The organism is Gelidimonas diazotrophica (assembly GCF_055694025.1).
The window spans coordinates 2,591,117-2,611,164 of the sequence record NZ_CM146349.1; the positions used below are offsets into that span (position 1 = coordinate 2,591,117).

At 53.3% G+C, this 20,048-nt stretch carries 19 protein-coding genes; 10 read left to right on the forward strand and 9 right to left on the reverse strand.

What is annotated here, in order from left to right; all coding sequences use genetic code 11:
- Positions 1-35: 35 nt before the first annotated feature.
- The gene (locus KGFNPO_RS12030) at positions 36-1,334 is read right to left on the reverse strand and encodes an MFS transporter (RefSeq protein ID WP_472631509.1); all 1,299 of its coding nucleotides are present in this window, start codon (positions 1,332-1,334) and stop codon (positions 36-38) included.
- Positions 1,335-1,651: 317 nt separating this feature from the next.
- Between KGFNPO_RS12030 and KGFNPO_RS12035 the strand changes: the two genes are divergently transcribed.
- Positions 1,652-2,344, forward strand: a complete 693-nt coding sequence (locus KGFNPO_RS12035) for a Crp/Fnr family transcriptional regulator (RefSeq protein ID WP_472631510.1) — start codon at positions 1,652-1,654, stop codon at positions 2,342-2,344.
- A gap of 36 nt (positions 2,345-2,380) precedes the next feature.
- On the opposite strand, the gene KGFNPO_RS12040 is transcribed toward KGFNPO_RS12035, so the two are convergent.
- The 3 genes from KGFNPO_RS12040 to KGFNPO_RS12050 all read right to left on the reverse strand — a co-directional run bounded on the left by KGFNPO_RS12040 (position 2,381) and on the right by KGFNPO_RS12050 (position 4,384).
- Positions 2,381-3,592, reverse strand: a complete 1,212-nt coding sequence (locus tag KGFNPO_RS12040) for a hypothetical protein (protein WP_472631511.1) — start codon at positions 3,590-3,592, stop codon at positions 2,381-2,383.
- A 95-nt stretch (positions 3,593-3,687) separates the two neighbouring features.
- Complete coding sequence (locus KGFNPO_RS12045; protein ID WP_472631512.1) at positions 3,688-3,912, reverse strand: DUF2249 domain-containing protein; 225 nt, start codon at positions 3,910-3,912, stop codon at positions 3,688-3,690.
- Between the two features lie 4 nt (positions 3,913-3,916).
- Complete coding sequence (locus KGFNPO_RS12050) at positions 3,917-4,384, reverse strand: hemerythrin domain-containing protein (RefSeq protein WP_472631513.1); 468 nt, start codon at positions 4,382-4,384, stop codon at positions 3,917-3,919.
- Positions 4,385-4,819: 435 nt separating this feature from the next.
- On the opposite strand from KGFNPO_RS12050, the gene KGFNPO_RS12055 reads away from it, so the two are divergent.
- The 6 genes from KGFNPO_RS12055 to KGFNPO_RS12080 all read left to right on the forward strand — a co-directional run bounded on the left by KGFNPO_RS12055 (position 4,820) and on the right by KGFNPO_RS12080 (position 9,833).
- On the forward strand, positions 4,820-6,025 hold the full coding sequence (locus KGFNPO_RS12055) for an NAD(P)H-dependent flavin oxidoreductase (protein WP_472631514.1): 1,206 nt from the start codon (positions 4,820-4,822) through the stop codon (positions 6,023-6,025).
- Positions 6,026-6,165: 140 nt separating this feature from the next.
- Positions 6,166-7,161 (forward strand): ubiquinone anaerobic biosynthesis protein UbiU, encoded by a 996-nt coding sequence (ubiU, locus tag KGFNPO_RS12060; RefSeq protein WP_472634462.1) that lies wholly within the window; start codon positions 6,166-6,168, stop codon positions 7,159-7,161.
- Between the two features lie 132 nt (positions 7,162-7,293).
- Positions 7,294-8,184 carry a ubiquinone anaerobic biosynthesis protein UbiV gene (gene ubiV / locus KGFNPO_RS12065; RefSeq protein WP_472631515.1) on the forward strand — a complete coding sequence of 297 codons (891 nt, stop codon included), beginning with the start codon at positions 7,294-7,296 and terminating at the stop codon, positions 8,182-8,184.
- 90 nt (positions 8,185-8,274) lie between these two features.
- On the forward strand, positions 8,275-8,901 hold the full coding sequence (trhA, locus tag KGFNPO_RS12070; protein WP_472631516.1) for a PAQR family membrane homeostasis protein TrhA: 627 nt from the start codon (positions 8,275-8,277) through the stop codon (positions 8,899-8,901).
- Between the two features lie 15 nt (positions 8,902-8,916).
- Positions 8,917-9,387, forward strand: a complete 471-nt coding sequence (gene ubiT, locus KGFNPO_RS12075) for a ubiquinone anaerobic biosynthesis accessory factor UbiT (RefSeq protein WP_472631517.1) — start codon at positions 8,917-8,919, stop codon at positions 9,385-9,387.
- 56 nt (positions 9,388-9,443) lie between these two features.
- Positions 9,444-9,833, forward strand: a complete 390-nt coding sequence (locus KGFNPO_RS12080) for a putative zinc-binding protein (RefSeq protein WP_472631518.1) — start codon at positions 9,444-9,446, stop codon at positions 9,831-9,833.
- 245 nt (positions 9,834-10,078) lie between these two features.
- Here KGFNPO_RS12080 and KGFNPO_RS12085 read toward each other — a convergent pair whose 3' ends face one another.
- The 4 genes from KGFNPO_RS12085 to KGFNPO_RS12100 all read right to left on the reverse strand — a co-directional run bounded on the left by KGFNPO_RS12085 (position 10,079) and on the right by KGFNPO_RS12100 (position 13,833).
- Positions 10,079-10,459 carry a SirB2 family protein gene (locus KGFNPO_RS12085; RefSeq protein WP_472631519.1) on the reverse strand — a complete coding sequence of 127 codons (381 nt, stop codon included), beginning with the start codon at positions 10,457-10,459 and terminating at the stop codon, positions 10,079-10,081.
- Positions 10,460-10,594: 135 nt separating this feature from the next.
- Complete coding sequence (locus tag KGFNPO_RS12090) at positions 10,595-11,047, reverse strand: universal stress protein (protein ID WP_472631520.1); 453 nt, start codon at positions 11,045-11,047, stop codon at positions 10,595-10,597.
- A gap of 155 nt (positions 11,048-11,202) precedes the next feature.
- Positions 11,203-11,472 carry a DUF2249 domain-containing protein gene (locus KGFNPO_RS12095; RefSeq protein WP_472631521.1) on the reverse strand — a complete coding sequence of 90 codons (270 nt, stop codon included), beginning with the start codon at positions 11,470-11,472 and terminating at the stop codon, positions 11,203-11,205.
- 81 nt (positions 11,473-11,553) lie between these two features.
- Complete coding sequence (locus KGFNPO_RS12100) at positions 11,554-13,833, reverse strand: nitric-oxide reductase large subunit (protein WP_472631522.1); 2,280 nt, start codon at positions 13,831-13,833, stop codon at positions 11,554-11,556.
- A 289-nt stretch (positions 13,834-14,122) separates the two neighbouring features.
- On the opposite strand from KGFNPO_RS12100, the gene KGFNPO_RS12105 reads away from it, so the two are divergent.
- A complete protein-coding gene (locus KGFNPO_RS12105; protein ID WP_472631523.1) occupies positions 14,123-15,772 on the forward strand; it encodes a tetratricopeptide repeat protein in 1,650 nt (549 codons plus the stop codon).
- Positions 15,773-15,976: 204 nt separating this feature from the next.
- A complete protein-coding gene (locus tag KGFNPO_RS12110) occupies positions 15,977-16,465 on the forward strand; it encodes an RrF2 family transcriptional regulator (RefSeq protein WP_472631524.1) in 489 nt (162 codons plus the stop codon).
- Between the two features lie 115 nt (positions 16,466-16,580).
- Here KGFNPO_RS12110 and KGFNPO_RS12115 read toward each other — a convergent pair whose 3' ends face one another.
- Positions 16,581-18,893 carry an NADP-dependent malic enzyme gene (locus KGFNPO_RS12115; RefSeq protein ID WP_472631525.1) on the reverse strand — a complete coding sequence of 771 codons (2,313 nt, stop codon included), beginning with the start codon at positions 18,891-18,893 and terminating at the stop codon, positions 16,581-16,583.
- 777 nt (positions 18,894-19,670) lie between these two features.
- On the opposite strand from KGFNPO_RS12115, the gene flhD reads away from it, so the two are divergent.
- The gene (flhD, locus tag KGFNPO_RS12120) at positions 19,671-19,988 is read left to right on the forward strand and encodes a flagellar transcriptional regulator FlhD (protein WP_472634463.1); all 318 of its coding nucleotides are present in this window, start codon (positions 19,671-19,673) and stop codon (positions 19,986-19,988) included.
- The last annotated feature ends 60 nt before the right edge of the window (positions 19,989-20,048 follow it).

The window sequence follows — 20,048 nt, forward strand, 5'->3', positions numbered from 1 at the left end:
CAGCCACCCTGGACTTAATTACGCTTAATCACAATTTATGCTGCGAGAGCGACGACCTTCTTGCTTGGCTCTTGCTGCGGCTTGAACGAGAAATACATCCAGACCAGCGACACGCACACCGTCCCGTACAACAACATGAACGTACTGGAACGCACACCTGTCAGATCGACTAACGCGCCGAACATGATCGGCAGGAAGAAGCCGCCCAAGCCACCAGCCAGACCGACAACGCCAGAGACGGCACCGATGTTGTGGGTAAAATCGTTACCAATGAATTTGAAAACGGATGCCTTGCCGATCGCCATTGCGACGCCGACGATGAACAGCAGAATGGTGAACATCGTTGATGACAGACCGATATGAAGATTCACATCGCCGGTAACGGTCTTAATGACCAGATTCGTTTGCGGATAAGACAACAGGAAGAAGCAAACCCAGCACACCCACATCACCGCCCAGGTGACCTTGTGAGCGCCGTATTTATCGGAAATCCAGCCGCCCATCGCGCGCAACACACCACCCGGCAACGAGAAGCAGGCTGCCAACAATGCCGCCAGCTTCAGATCAAAGCCATATTCGGCTACGTAGTACTTGGTCATCCATAGCGCCAGGCCGACATAGCCGCCGAACACCACCGAGTAATACTGGCAATAACGCCAGACGCGCGGATCTTTCAGCACCTTCAACTGATCCGAAAACGAGACGTTTGCGCTGACCTGATGCGACTTGTCCGTAAAGGAAAAAAACCAGAACAGCAGCGCTGTAATGAACATGGCTACCGCGTACACCTTGGGCAACATTTGCCAGCCGAATCCAGCGATAATCGCCGGAGCCACAAATTTGGTCAGCGCGGCTCCCGAATTTCCAGCGCCAAACACGCCCATCGCCAGACCTTTACGGTCCGAGTTGAACCAGCGCGCAACATAAGGCGTACCGACCGAAAACGAACCGCCGACCAGTCCGACAAATAGCCCCAGCACCAAAAAATGCCAATATTCTGTGGCGTAGCTCATCAGGTAAATCGGTGCGACGCAGATCATCATCAGCCAGAAGAAAACCACGCGGCCGCCGAAGCGATCGGTCCAGATGCCAAGCGGCACGCGCACCAACGAACCCGTGAGGACAGGAGTAGCTGCCAACAAACCGAACTGGGTTTCATTGAGTCCCAGTTGTGTCTTGAGCGGAATGCCCAGGACTGCGAACATCATCCACACTGCAAAACAAATGGTGAATGCGAAAGTACTGCCAACTAATACAGAAAGCTGCTTATTCTTGATTTCCACGATACCCCTCCATAGACGCACAATCCAACACACCAAGCTTATGGCTTGCATCGCTAAAGGGCTACTGGTCGAAGGGTTATTCCGGCAAGGCAATCTGCCTAAGCGGCTTCTCCGGAGTATCTAGCCAGTCGTGACACGTTATAGGTCAAAAGGGGTAGAAGGAGGATGACGGCTTTCCGCATATTGCTGCAATGTGTAGTAGCCGTGGGAGAATAGGCGGAAATCAGCAAGGAACTTCTTTTTTCCATTCTGTGCGCAGATCATTTTTTAGCATCAAAACTAAAGCTGCGTAATCTTCAGACGCGCTATTTCGACAAATCGGTTTTTGATAGAATCTCTCTCACTCTGTAAAAAATGCGTCAAAAACCATGAATAAACCCAAAATTAAACCCCAGGATTTCCTTTCCAAGCTCGCTTTATTCAATCAAATGGGACCGCAGGAACTGGATCGCATCGCAAGTGGCACCTCAGAAATGCATGTGCAGCGCGGAGAAACGCTGTTTCAACGCGGCGACGTCTGCACCGGCTTTCACACCGTCATCTATGGACAGGTCAAGCTTGCATTTACTTCTTCGCAAGGCAGCGAAAAAATAGTCGAAATCATTGGTCCCGGCCATAGTTTTGGCGAGGCTATTATGTTCATGGACAAGCCCTACATCGTTGCCGCCCAAGCGCTGGCTGACACTCTGCTGCTGCATATCTCCAAGTCAGCGGTACTGGCAGAACTGGAACGGGACCCGCTGTTTGCGCGCAAAATGCTAGCCGGCCTGAGTCGGCGTTTGCATGGTTTGATTTGTGACGTAGAAGCGTATTCTTTATATTCCGGCACCCAGCGTGTTATCGGCTACTTACTGCAGCACGGTGCAGATGCAGATACGCAGGTCAATGGGCAGGAAATCGTATTGCCGTTTAGCAAGGCGGTGCTGGCATCCAGACTCAATCTGACACCCGAACATTTTTCGCGCATTCTGCATGACTTGTCAGAAAACCAGCTGATTAACGTCAGCGGAAAAAATATTACCATTCTGAATATCGAGAAACTGCGCAACTATGAGGGATAGCAGCCCGAAGGATAAAAACAAGGCATAGCAGCGCGCTTATTTCGTCGCAAGACTATGCGCTGCATGCAGTTTGATGCGTCGATACATGCGTGTTGCGCCAATCAGGTTTACCAGCAGCCAGCATGAAGACATGGCAAAAGCAAGTCCGGCGACATGCGTCAAAACACCCGGCCACTGCACCGCTGCCAGTAATATGAGCAGCGCTGCCAGATGGGCAAAAAATTGTTTGGTAGTCACGCTATCAGGCAAGACCTGCTTCACGTTGGGCACAATTCCGCGCTGTTTTATTGTGCTTTGCAAGTGGTACCACACCAAAAATGGCACGATCTTGTAGAGCATGCCATTGATTACCGAGTAAGCAAATCCGACAATAAATAGCACCCCCAAAAACAGTGCGTACGAAGGAGCGACCGTAATCTGCGGCATCAAGCGCCCGGCAATCCAGAGTACAGCACAGACAATTAAACTTGCCATGCCAGTACGCCAGAACATCACAGCAACATCCGGCTTGGGACGTTTTCTGAACCATAACAAGTACAGGGTAGTCAGCCCGAACAGCATGAATCCGAGCGCAACAAGAATTGACATCGCGGCATTCCAGCCATTGGTCTGCTGCCGCGCTAGCGCATCGACAGCCGACCAAACCAGCAATAGCAGAAACAGCACTGGCGCCAGCCAACGCGTCAAATAAGGTGGATACAGCGGCGTCACCTGAAACATCGGCACCACCTGATAGGCGACCCCGACGACCAGCAAGCCGACCCATCCAAGCAGGCCCCAACGGGCATGCAAATTCGTCAATTCAATCAGCGGCAGCCCAAGCGTCCAGGCAAACGCGCTGGCAAGCGTTGCGCCCAGTATGACGGTACCAAGCAGCGCAATGAGCGCCAGGCGAATTGCCCAAAGCGTGGCGCTGGCATCGGGCACCCGCCACAGGCCAACCACACTCGCACCCAGAAGCCATAGAAAAGCTGAACCAAGAAACAGCAGCGCCAGTTTAAAGAGTAGCGGTTGTGCCAGTAAAAAAGCACTGGCCAATGCGGCAGTGCCGACTGCCAATAAAAAATGTACGATCCCGGCGGTCAACTCCGCACGCGGCAGGTGGACGCCGGCCACCACGGGCAGAATCTGAACCAAGGCTCCGATCATCGCAGTGACCAGAAATCCAAGCGCCAACAAATGCGTCAATGCCAGCGTCAAAGGAGACCAACGGGATTCCAGTGCCTGTGGGCCATACCAAATAAGCAAAAGAGAAGCAAGAATTGCAAACGCGGGTGCCGTCAAAAAAAATCGCAACGGGACTGACAGTGGTGGTGCTTGATCAAACGATAAAATACGCTGCATCAGACCTTGTGCCAAATCAGTATTTCGTAGAGATAATCCGGGCGGGAGTGGGTCTCGTGCGCAAAGCCATTGTTATCAAGAATGCGATACAGCGGACGTGGCTCGCGGTCGATCACCATACGCAAACGCTGGCCCGGAGCCATCAGCGAAATCGCATCGAGTACGCGCTCCATGGGCTCGGGCGGCTCAAGTCCGCAGACGTTTAATTCGATCTCATTATTCACGGCCTCAGTCAGCCTTATCCAGAGACGCAATCACACTATCGATGTGATCCATGGCATCTATGATTTCATGACATTTGGAAGAAAGTGCCCTGTCCGTCATTGGATACAACATGCTTTCTTCTTTCATATTATGCTGCTGCAGCATGATATTCAGCGTTTCCGCATAACCGAAAAAATTCGACGCATTCCGCTCTACTATGGCGTCGTCCATCTGCTCCATCAACTCCAGCATTTGTTTATGCTCGGTACGCATGACGCTAGTCGGACCATCCGTGTTGCCAGTTGCATTTTCAAAGGCTGGAAACAGTATTGCTTCTTCCATCGTCAAGTGGTGCAACTGTGCTTCGCTGAAATGCTGAAATGCAGCTTTCGCCTGCTCCCAATTGCCTTGATCAACACTATGCTCGGCTGCCGCAAACAGTTGATCGCAACGCTTATGATCAGTACCCAAGTATTCACTAATCGTTTTCATGATATGCACCCTAGTGGACGATAGGTCATTCTCACATCAAGCCTTGCCCCATCTCATTGATCTATATTAAGGATTCATAGGCTAATGGCAGTCTAGAATGACCGGGCTGATACGGAATTCCCCTTCGCATGGCCACCCTGCCCTACGCCATATTCGACATCAACCGGTGTATTTTGCAGATAGCTTTTAAATCATGCGCAAATTGCACTAATTTTAATCATACTCCCCTAATTTTATGATATGTCAGAAGTGCTCAGGGCAGATGAAGCACGTCGAGCGTGGCTATCGCCGCCCGTATAACGGGATCGTCATCGTGGTTTTAACCGGTTGCAGCGCGAATAATCGCCCTGCCTTAAATCAATATTAAATCAGTCTTTATCAAGTAGCAGTGCCTGTTCGAGTTATTCGTGCAGGCCGGCAACAACAAGGATCATTGTGCTGCAGATCGCATTACCACACCCTTTACGCAAATTTAAACTCAAAGATACATTGTTGCTGCCGATCGTCCAGGGTGGCATGGGCGTCGGCATCTCGGCGCACCGCTTGGCGGGCAGCGTGGCAAAGCTCGGTGCAGTCGGCACTATTTCCAGCGTCGACCTGCGCCGTCACCATCCGGATCTGATGGCGCAAACCCACCGTTCGCGCGACAAGGCATTGATCGATAGCGTCAACCTGATTGCGCTGGATCGGGAAATCAAGGCGGCGCGCGTGCTGGCCGATGGCCGTGGCATGCTCGCCGTCAACGTCATGCGTGCGGTGTCCGAATATGCATCCTCGGTGCGCCAGGCATGCGCCAGTGGCATCGACGCATTAGTAGTAGGCGCCGGTTTGCCGCTGGATTTGCCGGAACTGACTGCACACTACCCGAAGGTCGCGCTGATTCCGATTCTGTCCGACGTGCGCGGCATCGCGCTGATACTGAAAAAATGGATGCGCAAAAATCGTTTGCCCGACGCCATCGTGATTGAAAACCCGCGTTATGCAGGCGGACATCTGGGCGCGGCAAGTCCGCAAGAGGTAGCCGATCCGCATTTCGCATTTTCTACCGTACTCGAAGGCACACTGGAATTATTCAAGCAGCTTGGTCTTGAGCGCGAACGCATTCCGCTGATTGCTGCCGGCGGCATCAATAGCCACCAGGAAGTGCGCGAGCTATCCGCTCTGGGCGCGAGCGCAGTCCAGCTCGGTACGCCATTCGCGGTAACGAAGGAAGGTGACGCCCATCCCAACTTCAAGAAGGTTCTGCTAGAAGCCCGGCCGGAGGATATCGTGACCTTCATCAGCAACACCGGATTACCAGCGCGCGCGGTACGCACGCCGTGGCTGGCCAACTATCTGGACAAGGAAGCGAAGCTAAAAGGCATCGCCAAGGCCAAGCCCTGCACGATGGGCTTCGAATGTCTGGTCCAGTGCGGCTGGCGTGACGGCATCGCCAAGGCCGGCCAGTTCTGCATCGACACCCAGCTCGCTTTCGCCATGAACGGCGACATCAAACGCGGCTTGTTTTTCCGGGGCTCTGAAGAATTGCCCTTCGGCAGTGCGATCAGATCGGTACAAGAACTGATGCAGTACATGCTCACAGGACAAAGGCCAGCCGATCTGAAGACCCAATCGCTGGAACAGCATCTGCAGCCAAGCTGACGCGCATCGTGCCGTCAATACGCATTCACCGCCACCGCTACATTGCCACTGATAAATTGATCATGACGAATACAACCGTTGATATTTTGCCCGAAGCCACAGCGGCAGCAGCAGCAACTGCAACCGCTGCTACAGAAAAAATGGAATTGGTCTGCCCTGCCGGTAGTTTGCCGGCGCTTAAAGCAGCAGTCGACAACGGTGCCGATTGCGTCTATCTGGGCTTTCGCGATGCCACCAATGCGCGCAACTTTGCCGGCCTGAATTTTGACGATGTCACCATCGCCACCGGCATTCGTTACGCGCATGACCGGGGTTGCAAAGTGTTGCTTGCACTGAATACCTATCCGCAGGCGTCGGGCTGGCAGAAATGGCACACTGCGATTGATCGCGCCGCCCATGCCGGCGTTGACGCCGTGATTCTGGCCGACCCGGGATTGATGCAATACGCGGTATCGCATCATCCAAACTTGCGCCTGCATCTTTCGGTGCAAGGTTCTGCCACCAATTTTGAAGCGATCAATTTCTATTACGAGCACTTTGGCATAGCCCGTGTGGTGCTGCCGCGGGTGCTGTCGCTGGCGCAAGTGGAACAGGTAAGCAAGAAAACGCCGGTTGAAATTGAAGTGTTCGGTTTTGGCAGTTTGTGCGTGATGGTGGAAGGCCGCTGCGCGCTATCGTCGTATGTCACTGGCGAAGCGCCGAACACGCACGGCGTCTGCTCGCCGGCCAAATCGGTACGCTGGCAACAAACGCCAGTAGGACTGGAGTCGCGCCTGAATGGGGTGCTGATCGACCGTTACGCCGATGGCGAAAACGCCGGTTATCCAACCTTGTGCAAAGGCCGCTTCGATGTCCGCGGCGAAAACTATTACGCGATTGAAGAACCCACCAGCCTGAACACGCTGGAATTATTGCCGCAATTGATGCGCATGGGCGTGCGCGCAATCAAGATCGAAGGGCGCCAGCGCAGTCCTGCCTATACCGCACAAGTGACCAAAGTTTGGCGCGAAGCAATCGATAGCTGCCGCGAAAACCTGCAGCGCTATTCGGTAAAGCCGGTCTGGATGACGGACTTGGACAAGGTGGCCGAAGGACAACAACACACATTAGGGGCGTATCACCGCCCTTGGAAATAATTCCATTTCTAAATCAACCGTGCACTTTGTCGGTTTCGCCAGTCGTACTTACTGTACATGCGTACTGTCTGCGCTTCACCTTCGCGTTCACGATTGATGGTAAAAAGGAATAACTGCACAGGAGAATGCATTTTGAAACTTGCTTTAGGTCCGATACTGTATTACTGGGGACGCGATGATGTATTCAAGTTCTATGAAACCATTGCCAACTCCGCCGTCGATATCGTCTATCTGGGCGAAACGGTGTGTTCGCGCCGCCATGAATTGCGCCTGTCCGATTGGCTGACTATTGCCGAACGCCTGCGTGCTGCCGGCAAAGAAGTAGTGCTGTCGACGCTGGTACTGATCGAGTCCGGCGCGGACACCGCCACCTTGCGCAAGATCACCGAAAATGGCGCATTCACGGTCGAGGCCAACGATATGGGCGCGGTGCATTGTCTGAGCGCCAAAACGCCTTTCATTGCCGGACAGCACCTTAATTTATATAACCCACCTTCGCTTGAACTTGTCGCCGGTCTGGGTGCCAAACGCTGGGTAATGCCGCTTGAAATGAACCGCGATGATCTGGCGCAGATGCAGGCCGGCAGGCCGACCGGAATGGAAACCGAAGTATTCGCTTACGGCCGCATGCCGCTGGCATTTTCGGCGCGCTGCTTTACTGCACGCCACCACAACCTGCCGAAAGACAATTGTCAATTCGTCTGCATGGATTATGCAGACGGACTGATGCTGCAAACCCGTGAGAGCAAAGATTTTCTGGTACTCAACGGCATCCAGACCCAATCCGCGCTGGTCTACAATTTGATCAATGAGCTGACGCAGATGCGCGTGTTGGGAGTGGACGTGGTGCGCATTAGCCCGCAATCCCAGCACACCGAGGAAATCATCACACTATTCCATGCGGTGCTGGCGCAACAGGCGTCACCAACCGAGGCGATGGAAACGATGCGTACAATAATGCCGGATCAACCCTGCAACGGTTACTGGTATGGAAAACCGGGTCTGGAATTGCTGGTCGCGTAATCATGAATGGAAGAACGGCTCGACTCCGCCTGAAATCGTGACCTGCGCGTCAGTTCGTGCGCAGCAGATTTTTAGAGGAGCTTTAGCTTTATGTATTACTGTGATTACGGTGAAAAATTCAACAGCATCAGCCATTTGATCGGCGCGGTATTGGCTGCGATCGGATCAGTGCTGCTGATTGTGCTGGCCGCGCGTCTGGGCGACCCGTGGAAAATCGTCAGCTTCAGCATCTATGGGGCGATGCTGCTGACCCTGTATGTCGGCTCCACGCTGTATCACAGCGCACGCGGGCCAGCCAAGGATGTGCTGCGCAAGTTCGATCACTGCGCGATTTACCTGTTAATTGCCGGCACCTATACCCCTTTTGTGCTGGTAACGCTGCGCGGCGCTTGGGGCTGGTCCTTGTTCGGCGCGGTATGGGGCTTGGCAGTGCTGGGAATTGTGCAGGAAATCTGGTTCGCCAAAGGGGCGCGCCTGTTGTCGCTGGTGATTTACGTTCTGATGGGATGGCTGGCGCTGGTCGCGATTATGCCGCTGATATCAGCGCTGACAATGGCAGGATTTGCCTGGTTGGCGGCAGGCGGTCTGCTGTATACGATTGGCATTATTTTTTATGTGTACGACACAAGAATACGCCATGGACATGGCGTCTGGCACCTGTTCGTTCTGGGCGGCAGCGCTTGCCATTACTTTGCCGTATTGCTTTACGTAGTATAAAAATTGGGAGTACTCATGCATCAAAGCCGTTATGTAATACCAAAACAAGTGGGCAAATTGCTGTCGCTGCTGCCCGCATATCCGGGTTCGTTCTTATTCGTCACCGCACTCAATCTGGCGCTTTTAAAGAACTTGCCGGCCGATGTGCGAGAATCGCTTGTCGATAAAAAAATGCGCATTACGGTGCGCGATGCGCAATTGTCATTCGACTTTCAATGGATGCACAAGAGCTTTTCCGCCTGCCGCAACATGGGCGAGGCCGATCTGACCATCAGCGCCAGCGCGCACGATTTTCTGTTGCTGGCGCAGCGCCAGGAAGATCCCGACACCTTGTTTTTCAGCAGACGGCTTTCGATGGAAGGCGACACCGAGCTGGGTCTGTTGATGAAGAACACCATCGATGCGATTGAACTACCGGTTTTTCACCTGAGCCAGTTGTCACCGGAAAACGTGATGGCGCGCATGAAGGCGAAACTGAAAGCGTGATTTTGGCTGCAACAGCAGCGCAGGTTTTTAGAATTTCTGAAGGGAAGGATTTTTTCATGCGTGCGAAAGATGCCGCGAAAGATGCTGCGAAAACTGCAAATCTACCGCTGGTCTACTCGTGCTCCGGCTGTTCCAGCGCGGCGCAACTGGCCAACCACGTCGCCTTGCAACTCGATAGACGCGGCGTGGCCGAAATGTCGTGCATCGCCGGTATCGGGGGCGACGTACCGTACCTGCTGAAAATTGCACAATCCGGGCGCCGCATTATCGCGCTCGACGGTTGCGCACTGGCGTGCGCCAGGAATTGCCTGTCGCGGCACGACATTGCGCCGGATAGTTATCACCAACTGCAAGAATACGGCGTCAAAAAACGTCTTCATGAAGATTTTGACCCGGTGCAGGCAGAGACCGTAATCGACCGCGTGGTGGCGGATCTGAAGCCCTAATTAACTGTGGTTGCGAATTTGTCCGCGGGAAAAGAGCAACAGTGCATAACATCAGCTACCAAGGCGCACATACTCCCTATTAAATTTTAAAAATACGCCATTTTCCGCATTATTTCATTACGTGTATTAATAATACTTATTGCAGTATATTAATACTATGAAATCAAAGGCGCCAAAGATTATTCTTCTCTGAACAGGCGCAACAGGGCGTTTCTATCGGCGCAGAAGTGCAAAGCAATTTTGCATTACCCGATAATCGCTGCCTGCCGGGTCAGCGCCACACCCACGATGTAGGCAAATACCAGCATTGCACTGATAAATGCAGCCACCCGAACCGTCTTGGTTTTGCCGCGTTTTAACGCGATGGTGCCGAGTCCGATATAGGCCACCAATGCGATGACTTTGGCCGTCAGCCAGTTCTGCACAAACGGATACTGGCCGCTCCAGAACACCATGATCAGCGCGCTGGTGAGCAGCAAGGTGTCGATGACATGTGGCGCAATTCTGACCCAGCGCCGCTGCAGGGTCGGCGAATCCACTAGCATCCAAAATCCGCGCAGCAAAAACAAACTGCCGCTGAGTGCGGCACAGGTGACATGGAAGTGTTTAAGAGCAAGGTAACTCATGGGGAAGGTCTCGATTTTGCCGACTTCAGTAGAGTTGCAACGCGCAGATAAGAATCCAGGCACAACATTGAGATGCAAGCCCTGTCGGCAGGGCTTTGCTGGTTAAATCTTGAATTTGCGAATGCGTGCAGCCCGTTAAGCCGGCGAACCCTGGCGGAACACCAGAACCGGGATCGTCGAATGCGCCAGCACTTTTTGCGTTTCGCTGCCGACAAACAATCTGCTCAACCCTTTGCGTCCATGCGAAGCCATGAAAATAACGTCGCAATTGTGTTTGACGGCAACGCTGATGATTTCTTCATGCGGGCTGAACGATTGGCGCACGTAAGTTTCACACAGGACATTCGCTGCTTGTGCCGCATCCGCTATTTTCCGGACGTGCATTTGCGCCATTTCGTGCATTTTTTCTTCATAGTTATTCGCGTCCACCGTAATCGAGCCATCGGTCAACGGCGTGTATGGGTAGGGCTCGGCTACCGACAAACCGACAATTTTTCCACCAGTGGACTGCGCGAATTCGATCGCCGCATTAATTGCCTGATCGGACAAGGATGAACCATCCGTTGGCACCAGAATCGTCTTGAACATATTCTTACCTTCCCTGTTATGACATCGATTATGCAGGCGTATTGGGTTAGGGGTTAGCAATCACATCACGCCCTGCTTTGGCTACGCGTTAGTGTAAATCAAACGCACTACAGCAGCCAAGCGGTACCATTTTTAAATGCAGACAGGCTGGCAAGCTATCGATTACCCGTCACCTGAAAATCGATGACGATTTCGCCCGGTTCACGCGATACATAGGCAATCTTGACGCCAGCACCATAATGTCCATTGATTTGCGCCAGCAGCGGCAGTGGGTCATGATCGTTACAGAAGCGCATGGTTTCGCCCGGCTGCAAGGCTTCCAGCGCGCCAAAAATCGCTGCGTGCCGAAAACGCTTGGCGACGCCGCGTGCATCGAACGGATAAATTCCCTGGGCTATGGTTGGCAGTGAACAATCGTGGGCCATGATAAAACTCCTTTTAAAACGATGAATAAAAAATACGGGAACAGACCGACAGCTACAGCGGCCTGCTCCGGACTGGGACGATCAACCTTTGACCGGACGTACTGCCGATACTGTTTTTTCCTGAGCGCGCCTGGCTCCGGTGAGTAATCGCAGCGCAAAAAATGCCAGGAAAAACACCCCTATCGAAAACACGATATCGCCAGGCACCCGCATCCATACGAATGTTTCCATCAGATGTGAATGCACCACTTCGGCCGAACGTGCGTACCACACGCCCTGGGTAATGCTGGCCCAGGCTTGATAGATACCTGACGGCACCAGTGAGATGAACACCATCATGCCAAGACCGATATTAAGCGACCAGAACATCGGCTGCAACAGCTTGTCGGACCAGGCGGCCCGATCCGACAGACCGCGCAGGCAGAACAGCAGCAAGCCGATGCCCAACATTCCATATACGCCGAACAATGCGGCGTGGCCATGGGCCGCCGTCAGGTTCATGCCTTGCATGTAATACAGTGCGATCGGTGTATTGACCGCAAAACCCAACAAACCCGCGCCGATCACATTCCAGAAACCCACGGCAATGAAGCACAGGATCGGACATTTGTAGGTCTGCACCCAGGGCGCAGCCTTGGAACGCTGATAGTTGCGATATGCCTCAACGCCGATCATTGCCAAGGGAACTACTTCCAGCGCCGAGAACATCGAGCCGATAGCGATCACCGAAGTCGGGGTGCCGGTAAAGTACAGATGATGCAGCGTACCCAGAATGCCGGCGAACAGGAACACGATGGTTTCCAGCACGATCGCGGTATTTGCGGTCGCAGCGTGAATCAATCCAAGACGCGTGAACAACAGTGCAATCACAGCGGTGGCAAACACTTCAAAGAAGCCCTCTACCCACAGATGCACCAACCACCAGCGCCAGTACTCGACAATCGAGTAATGCGTGTCCTGCCCCCAGACCAGCGAAGTCGCATAAAAACCGCCAATGCACAGCGCCGCCAGGAAAACCATCGCAATCAAGCCACGGCTTTCAGAAGGCTTTTTGAGCGCCGGCAGCAAGCCACGGCCCAGCAAGAAGACCCAGAACAGCAGGCCGATAAACAGCAAGATTTGCCAGATGCGACCCATGCTGGTGAATTCGAGCCCCTGATTGCCGATCCAGAAACCGAAATCGGTTCCCAAATGCTGCAAGGTGCCGATCCAGCCGGATACCGTAGAGCCGACCACGATGAATAGCAATGCATAGAACAGCAGATTGACGCCCAATTTCTGGTATTTCGGCTCATGCCCGGAGATTGCCGGCGCAATATACAGACCGGTGGCCAGCCATGCGGTGGCGATCCACAATACAGCGAACTGGGTATGGATGGTCCGACTCACGACAAACGGCAGAATTTCGCCTAATGGGTAACCGAAGAAGCTGGTGCCTTCCACCGCATAGTGTGCGGTGATTACACCCATGCCGACCTGGGCCAGAATCAATCCGATCACTACGAAGAAATATTTCTTGGTGGCGCGCATCGATGGCGTCGGCTTCAGGTCGAACAGCGGATCGGCCTTGGGCGGCGTAGGATCGCTTGCTTCCTTGTTGACCGAATGATAGAAAATCATCCCGGCAATCGCTGCGATCATGAAGATCACACTGGCAATCGACCAGATGCCGGCGCCGGCAGTCGGCGTATTGTCCACCAGCGGTTCGTGCGGCCAGTTGCTGGTGTAACTCAGATCCGATTCGCCAGGACGATCAGTGGCGGCCGACCAGGCGCTCCAGAAAAAGAAGGCGGTCAATGCTTGCCGATCCGCCGGATCTTGCAGCGAACCGGGATTCATCGCATATTGCTCGCGCAATGCGTCCAGCGATTTGTCGTCGCCAAACAAGCCGGCATAATGCCGCGCAACCTGTTGCACCGCTGCGGCCCGTTCCGGCGTCAGCGTAACCACGCCGTTCTCGGCGTCATAAGTATTGCGGCGCATCTCGACCTTCAGCAGACCGTTGAGTTGCCCTTGCTGTCCAACATCCAGTTGCTCGAATGTGTTGCCGAAATCCCGCTGCGCCCAGACTTCACGCAATGCCAAAGCTTCCCGATGCAGCCAGTCGGCAGACCAGTCCGGCGCCAGATAACTGCCATGTCCCCACACCGATCCCAATTGCTGACCGCCGGCAGACAGCCAAGCTTTCTGCCCGCGCTGCACCTGCCCTGCTGAAAAAACCACTTCGCCCTTGGTACTGACGACCTGATTGGGAATCGGTGGAGCCTTAACGTAAATCTCGGACCCGACCCAGCCTAATACGGCGAAGGAAAGAACACAGATTATGGCTAGCCAAGTCCAAAGTTTGCGCGTTGCGTGCATGGCAAATATCCTTTTTCAATTGAATTGAACAATATTTCGGATGAAAAATTATGGGCTTGGTCGCCCGATAAGATGTATTTTATATGCACTTTTTTAAAGATGCAATTAGAATGCATCTTTAACGAGAATCAGTTTAATGGCGTGTGCTGGAGTGGTAACATGATCCGCTGGGATTTCACCATTTTCATCGCGCTGTCGGCGATCTCCATTTCAAGCTGTCCAGCAAGAAAAAAGAGTAACCAGGCCTAAGCCCGGGCCGGCCTTTCCAGCAATTAACGGATATCAAGAGATGCTACAAATGGACGCATTGACGATCCTGATCATCGAGCCGCATGCGGGAATGCGCACCAGCTTGCGCGACATGCTCAAGCAGGGTGGCATGATTAAAATTGATTATTCCGTCGGAGCCAGCGCTGCCATTCGGGCATTCAAGAACCGGAGTTACGACATCGTGTTGTGCGAGTACGATCTCGGCGAAGGACAAGACGGGCAGCAGTTGCTGGAGGATTTGCGACACCATAAATTGATCTCGCTGTCGACGGTATTCTTCATGGTGACGGCCGAACGCGCTTACGAAAAAGTGGTAAGCGCCGCCGAACTGGCTCCGACCGATTACCTGTTGAAGCCCTTTGCCGCCGATGCACTGCTGGCGCGGGTGGAGCGCGCCATCGAGCGGCGCAATATATTCCTGCCGGTACATGCGTTGATGGAGCTTGGCAATCTGCGTGCTGCCATTGCCGTCTGCATTGAAGGGGCCGCCAAATACCGTCGTCATATGGTCGATTTCATGCGCCTGCGCGCCGAGTTACACGTGGCGCTGGGGGAGCCGGTGGAAGCCGAACAGATGTATGCGCAACTGCTGGCCACCCGTGCCGTCGCCTGGGCCCGGCTGGGCCTGGCAAAATCCCTGTACCTGCAGGGGCGGTTTACCGAGGCGGAAAGCAACTTGCAGGCACTGGTAACGGAGAACGGTAAATTTCTGGATGCCTACGACTGGCTGGCCAAGACGCATGTAGCAATTGGCCAGCTGGAATCAGCCAAGGCCGTGTTGCAGGATGCCGTCACCGTATCCCCGCACGCGATCCGGCGCTTACGCAAACTGGGCGAAATCGCACTGGAAACGGGCGACGCCGAGACTGCCGAGCGCAGTCTGCGGCAAGTCATCAGCAAAGCGCGTTATTCGGACTTCCGCGACCCGGAAGATCACGCGCGTCTGGTGCAGAGCCTGCTCAAGAAAGGCGATACGGTGCAGGCTACCGCGGTCATCCGCGATCTAGACAAATCGATGGGTGGGCTGAATAAAACGGCAGTCTGCCGGGCAATATCTAGTGCGATGGTGTACTCCCACACAGGTGATGAAGCGCGCGCCGCACAAGCGTTGGGTGAAGCCGTCAGTGCCTGTCGCGATAGCATCGGCATGTCGAGCGATCTCAAAATTGAACTGGTGCGCAGTTGCCTGGAAAGCAAGCTGGAAGACGGTGCCTCGGAAGTGATGCTCGATGTGATGCGCAACGCGCCGAGCGGCCCGGTGATGGAAAAGGCGATGCGCGTCTTTGCGCAGGCCGGACGGCAAGAGATGGCTGAAAAACTGGTGCAGGACAGCCGCCGCCAAGTCATCGAACTGGTGGCCGCAGGTGCGGAGAAAGCCAAACACGGCGATTATCGTGGCGCAGTGGCATTCATGTTAGAGGCTGTTGACAAATTGCCCGACAATCCGCAGGTTGTTTTCAATGCCGCGTTGGCAGCACTTAAATGTCTGGATAACCTGGGCTGGGAGGATGCACTTGGCCAACAGGCACATTCCCTGATCGAGCGTGCGCGGATTCTGGACCCGGCTAACCCTCGGCTGGCACCACTGACCAGCCTTTATCACGACATGCTGAAAAAATATGGCATCCGGCCTGGCCGCAGCGCGGAAGCGCCAATATCGGCCGCTTAAGCGCGTATTGCGGCAGCCAACCCTACAATGTTCGCACGTGGAAATGTTCGTGTGAGTCTGCAATCCGCATCGTCAAGGCTTGCGCAAAGAAGCTTATCGCCAGTTTAATTGGTGTTTCCAAGTTTCTATGCCAATAACATATATAATAAATACTGCATTATGCATGTTATGCAGCATCACTCTTTAACAGGCTTGGATCCAGCAATGAGATTAACTGCTTATACCGACTACACATTACGCACCCTGATGCACTTGGGCCTGAATCGGGATAAGTTGGTAACGATTCAGGATATAGCCAATATTCACGGCATCTCCAAGAATCATTTGATGAAGGTAGTGCATCAACTGGGCTTGACCGGGATGGTGGAAACCGTACGCGGCCGTAACGGCGGACTGCGGCTCAACAGAGAGCCGGCAGATATCAATATTGGGGAAGTGGTACGCAACACTGAAACCGATTTTTTCATGGCTGAATGTTTTTCACCCGGAAACTTCCAGTGCAGCTATGCCGCAGATTGCACGCTAAAAGGCGTGTTGCATGCTGCTACGGCAGCGTATCTGGAGGTGCTCGATGGCGTTACACTCGAAAATTTAATCAAAAAAGATAGCCGCTACGCCAGCCAAGTCTGCGTGGCCAGCCAAACTACCAAGCTCAAATCGATACGCATCTACCCGACCAAGTCAGAGGCCTGAGAACGACTTTGGTAGCAGCATCGGCGCCTTCGACACCACAATCCGGCGCCCAATAAAAAATGCCGTTTCCCCGTAAGGAGAAACGGCATTTTTATGCCGCGCATCCGGTTGAAGGTTATCGCTCAGCTATCGCATCCACCACGCACAGGGCTGTCATGTTGACAATCCGGCGCACGGTGGCCGACGGCGTCAGGATATGCACCGGTTTGGCGCAACCGAGCAGGATCGGCCCGATCGCGACGCCATTGCCTGACGCTGTCTTCAGCAGGTTATAGGCAATATTGGCGGCATCGATATTCGGCATCACCAGCAAATTGGCGTCGCCGGTCAAAGGCGAATCCGGCATCATCGCTTTGCGCAAAGCCGAATCAAGCGCGACATCGCCATGCATCTCGCCGTCGATTTCGAGATCAGGTGCATTCTTTTGGATAATGGCCAGCGCGGCGCGCATTTTTAGCGCCGACTCGCTGTTGCTGGAGCCGAAATTCGAGTGCGACAGCAGCGCGGCGCGCGGATGCAGACCGAAACGACGCATCTCTTCAGCAGCCAAGATGGTGATTTCCGCCAGCTGTTGCGCAGTCGGATTCTCGTTGACGTGGGTGTCGACTAGAATCAACTGAGTTTGCGGCAGGATCAGGCAGTTCATCGCCGCATACACATTGACCCCTTCGCGCTTGCCCAGAACCTGATCGATATAGTGCAGGTGCAGGTTAGTGGACCCATACGTGCCGCAAATCATGCCGTCGGCATCGCCTTTGTGAATCATCATGGAACCGATCAGGGTGTGACGACGGCGCATTTCCAGCTTTGCGTACTGCTCGTCCACACCTTTGCGCCGTGACATTTTATGAAAGGTTTGCCAGTAATCCCGATAACGCTCGTCAAAATTGGGATTAATCACTTCGAAATCGTCATCCAGTTTCAGGCGCAAGCCGAATTTCTCAATCCGTTGCGCCAGCACCGATGGCCGGCCCACCAGGATCGGTTTGGCCAGCTTTTCATCGACGATGATCTGAACTGCACGTAGCACGCGCTCCTCTTCGCCCTCGGCAAAGACGATGCGTTTTTTGCCAGAAGGGGCTTTTTTCGCGATCTGGAACAACGGCTTCATGAAAGTGCCGCTGCGATACACGAATTGCTGCAAGCGCTCAACGTAAGCCGGCATGTCCTGAATCGGACGCGCGGCAACACCGGATTCTGCCGCCGCCTGGGCTACCGCCGGAGCCACTCGGGTCATCAGACGCGGATCGAACGGCATCGGAATCAGGTATTCGGGGCCGAAGGACAGATTACGGATGCCGTAAGTGGTAGCCACCACATCTGATTGTTCGGCTTGCGCCAGTTCGGCAATCGCATGCACCACCGCGATTTCCATCTGACGCGTGATGGTGGTCGCGCCGCAATCGAGCGCACCGCGGAAGATGTACGGGAAGCACAATACGTTGTTGACCTGGTTCGGATAGTCGGAACGGCCGGTAGCGATGATTGCATCGGGGCGCACCGCCTTGACTTCTTCCGGCAGGATTTCCGGGGTCGGGTTGGCCAGCGCCATCACGATCGGTCTGGCCGCCATGCCAGCCACCATTTCCGGTTTCACGACGCCGCCGGCAGAAAGACCCAGAAAGATATCCGCGCCCGGCATCACTTCAGCCAGTGTGCGGGCACTGGTCGGCTGTGCAAAACGGGCCTTGTCCGGGTCCATCAGTTCAACCCGGCCCTGATACACCACGCCAGCCAGATCGGAGACGAAAATATTTTCAATCGGGAAACCGAGATCGACGATCAGGTCGAGGCAGGCCAGCGCTGCAGCGCCGGCGCCGGACACCACCAGTTTGCAGTGCTTGATATCTTTACCGACTACTTTCAAGCCATTCAGAATGGCGGTGCAGACGATGATCGCAGTGCCGTGCTGATCGTCGTGGAAAACCGGGATCTTCATCCGGTCGCGCAGCTTGCGCTCGATGTAGAAGCATTCCGGCGCCTTGATGTCTTCCAGGTTGATGCCGCCGAAAGTCGGTTCCAGCGCGGCGATGATATCGACCAGTTTGTCCGGATCGAGCTCGTTGATTTCAATGTCGAAGACGTCGATGCCGGCAAACTTCTTGAACAGAACGCCCTTGCCTTCCATCACCGGTTTGGACGCTAGCGGGCCGATATTGCCCAGGCCGAGCACTGCTGTGCCGTTGGTGATGACAGCCACCAAATTGCCGCGTGCGGTGTATTTGAAGACGCTGGCCGGATCGGCGACAATTTCTTCGCAGGGCGAAGCCACGCCGGGAGAATAGGCCAAGGCCAGATCGCGCTGGTTGGACATCTGCTTGGTAGCGGTAACGCTGATCTTGCCAGGAGTCGGAAATTCATGATATTCAAGTGCTGCCCGGCGCAATTCCTGACGCCGCGCCTCCTTTTGATCCAATGTCGATTCCATGCTCTACGGCCTTTCTGTTTTTTTAAAGCTTACCGAAAGCTTACGATTCTAGCAGAGCGGGTGCGCAGACTTTATACGTATTTGTACTAGTCTTATGTGGTTTGAACATAAATCAGCAGCGCCGACTACAGATTAAGGCTGCAATTTTGCAGAAGTGCGTTCCTTGCAACTTCGCCGCAAATACACTCGATTAAACAAAAATATAGGGAGTATATGAAAAAATATGCATATATCCGCATTAATTATATGATGTACGTAAAATACACAATATAGTATATTTTTCGCTACGGAACCGCTATTTTCCAGTAAGCAGAAATCGCTGCTTTTTGCGCGTCTTTGGATTGCAACGGATTCAACTGATACCGGTCCCGTTGTTTGCTAAGATAGATGTTCCCCACAGCCGCTAGATATAGCCTGGGATAACTTTCTTCGGTTTCAAAATTTCGAAATTCCTTTAAAAAAACCTAAAGTTTTCTAAAGAGGGCCCGCTAATGTCATGGGAACCTCTGGTACTTTCTATTACGTTTCCCAACTTAGCCATAACAGCCTTAAATTCATTTCATGCAGTTGTTTGAGCTTCAAAACTGTGGTGATGCGATTTCTGCTTGTATGGACATACCCCATTGCTCATTGTTTGTAAGACAAACAATGACGCGCATGCTGCCGCCCAGACTTACGAAAAATAGCAAAGAGAGCCTATTTACCGGCGCTAATTAAAGCATCACTATTCAGATTATCTGCAACATGAAGAAAATTCTATTTCAACTGGGGGGCAACATGACAGAAAATGATTTAATTGCCGAGATTCGTGATGCCAACCTGAGTTACTTGATGCTTGCACAGCAAATGATTCGGTTTGATAAAACTACTGCAATTTTTCGCCTAGGTTTGAGCATGGAAATTGCGGATCTCATTGATGGATTAAGCAATGCCCAAATTCTCAAACTTGCGAACGCAAACATGATGTTGGCTCGTTTCCGTTTTGACGACAGTGCCATTCTGATGATGCTGACAAATCACAACAAGGAACGCTCACAAGCCCAATCGCATGCCGCAATCTTGATGGCAGGACAACCTATAGAAGAGATAATGTAGCCACGTTGGTATTAACATGGGTAGTTATCACTAAGGAACGAGTGCAAAATGATTTGTGTA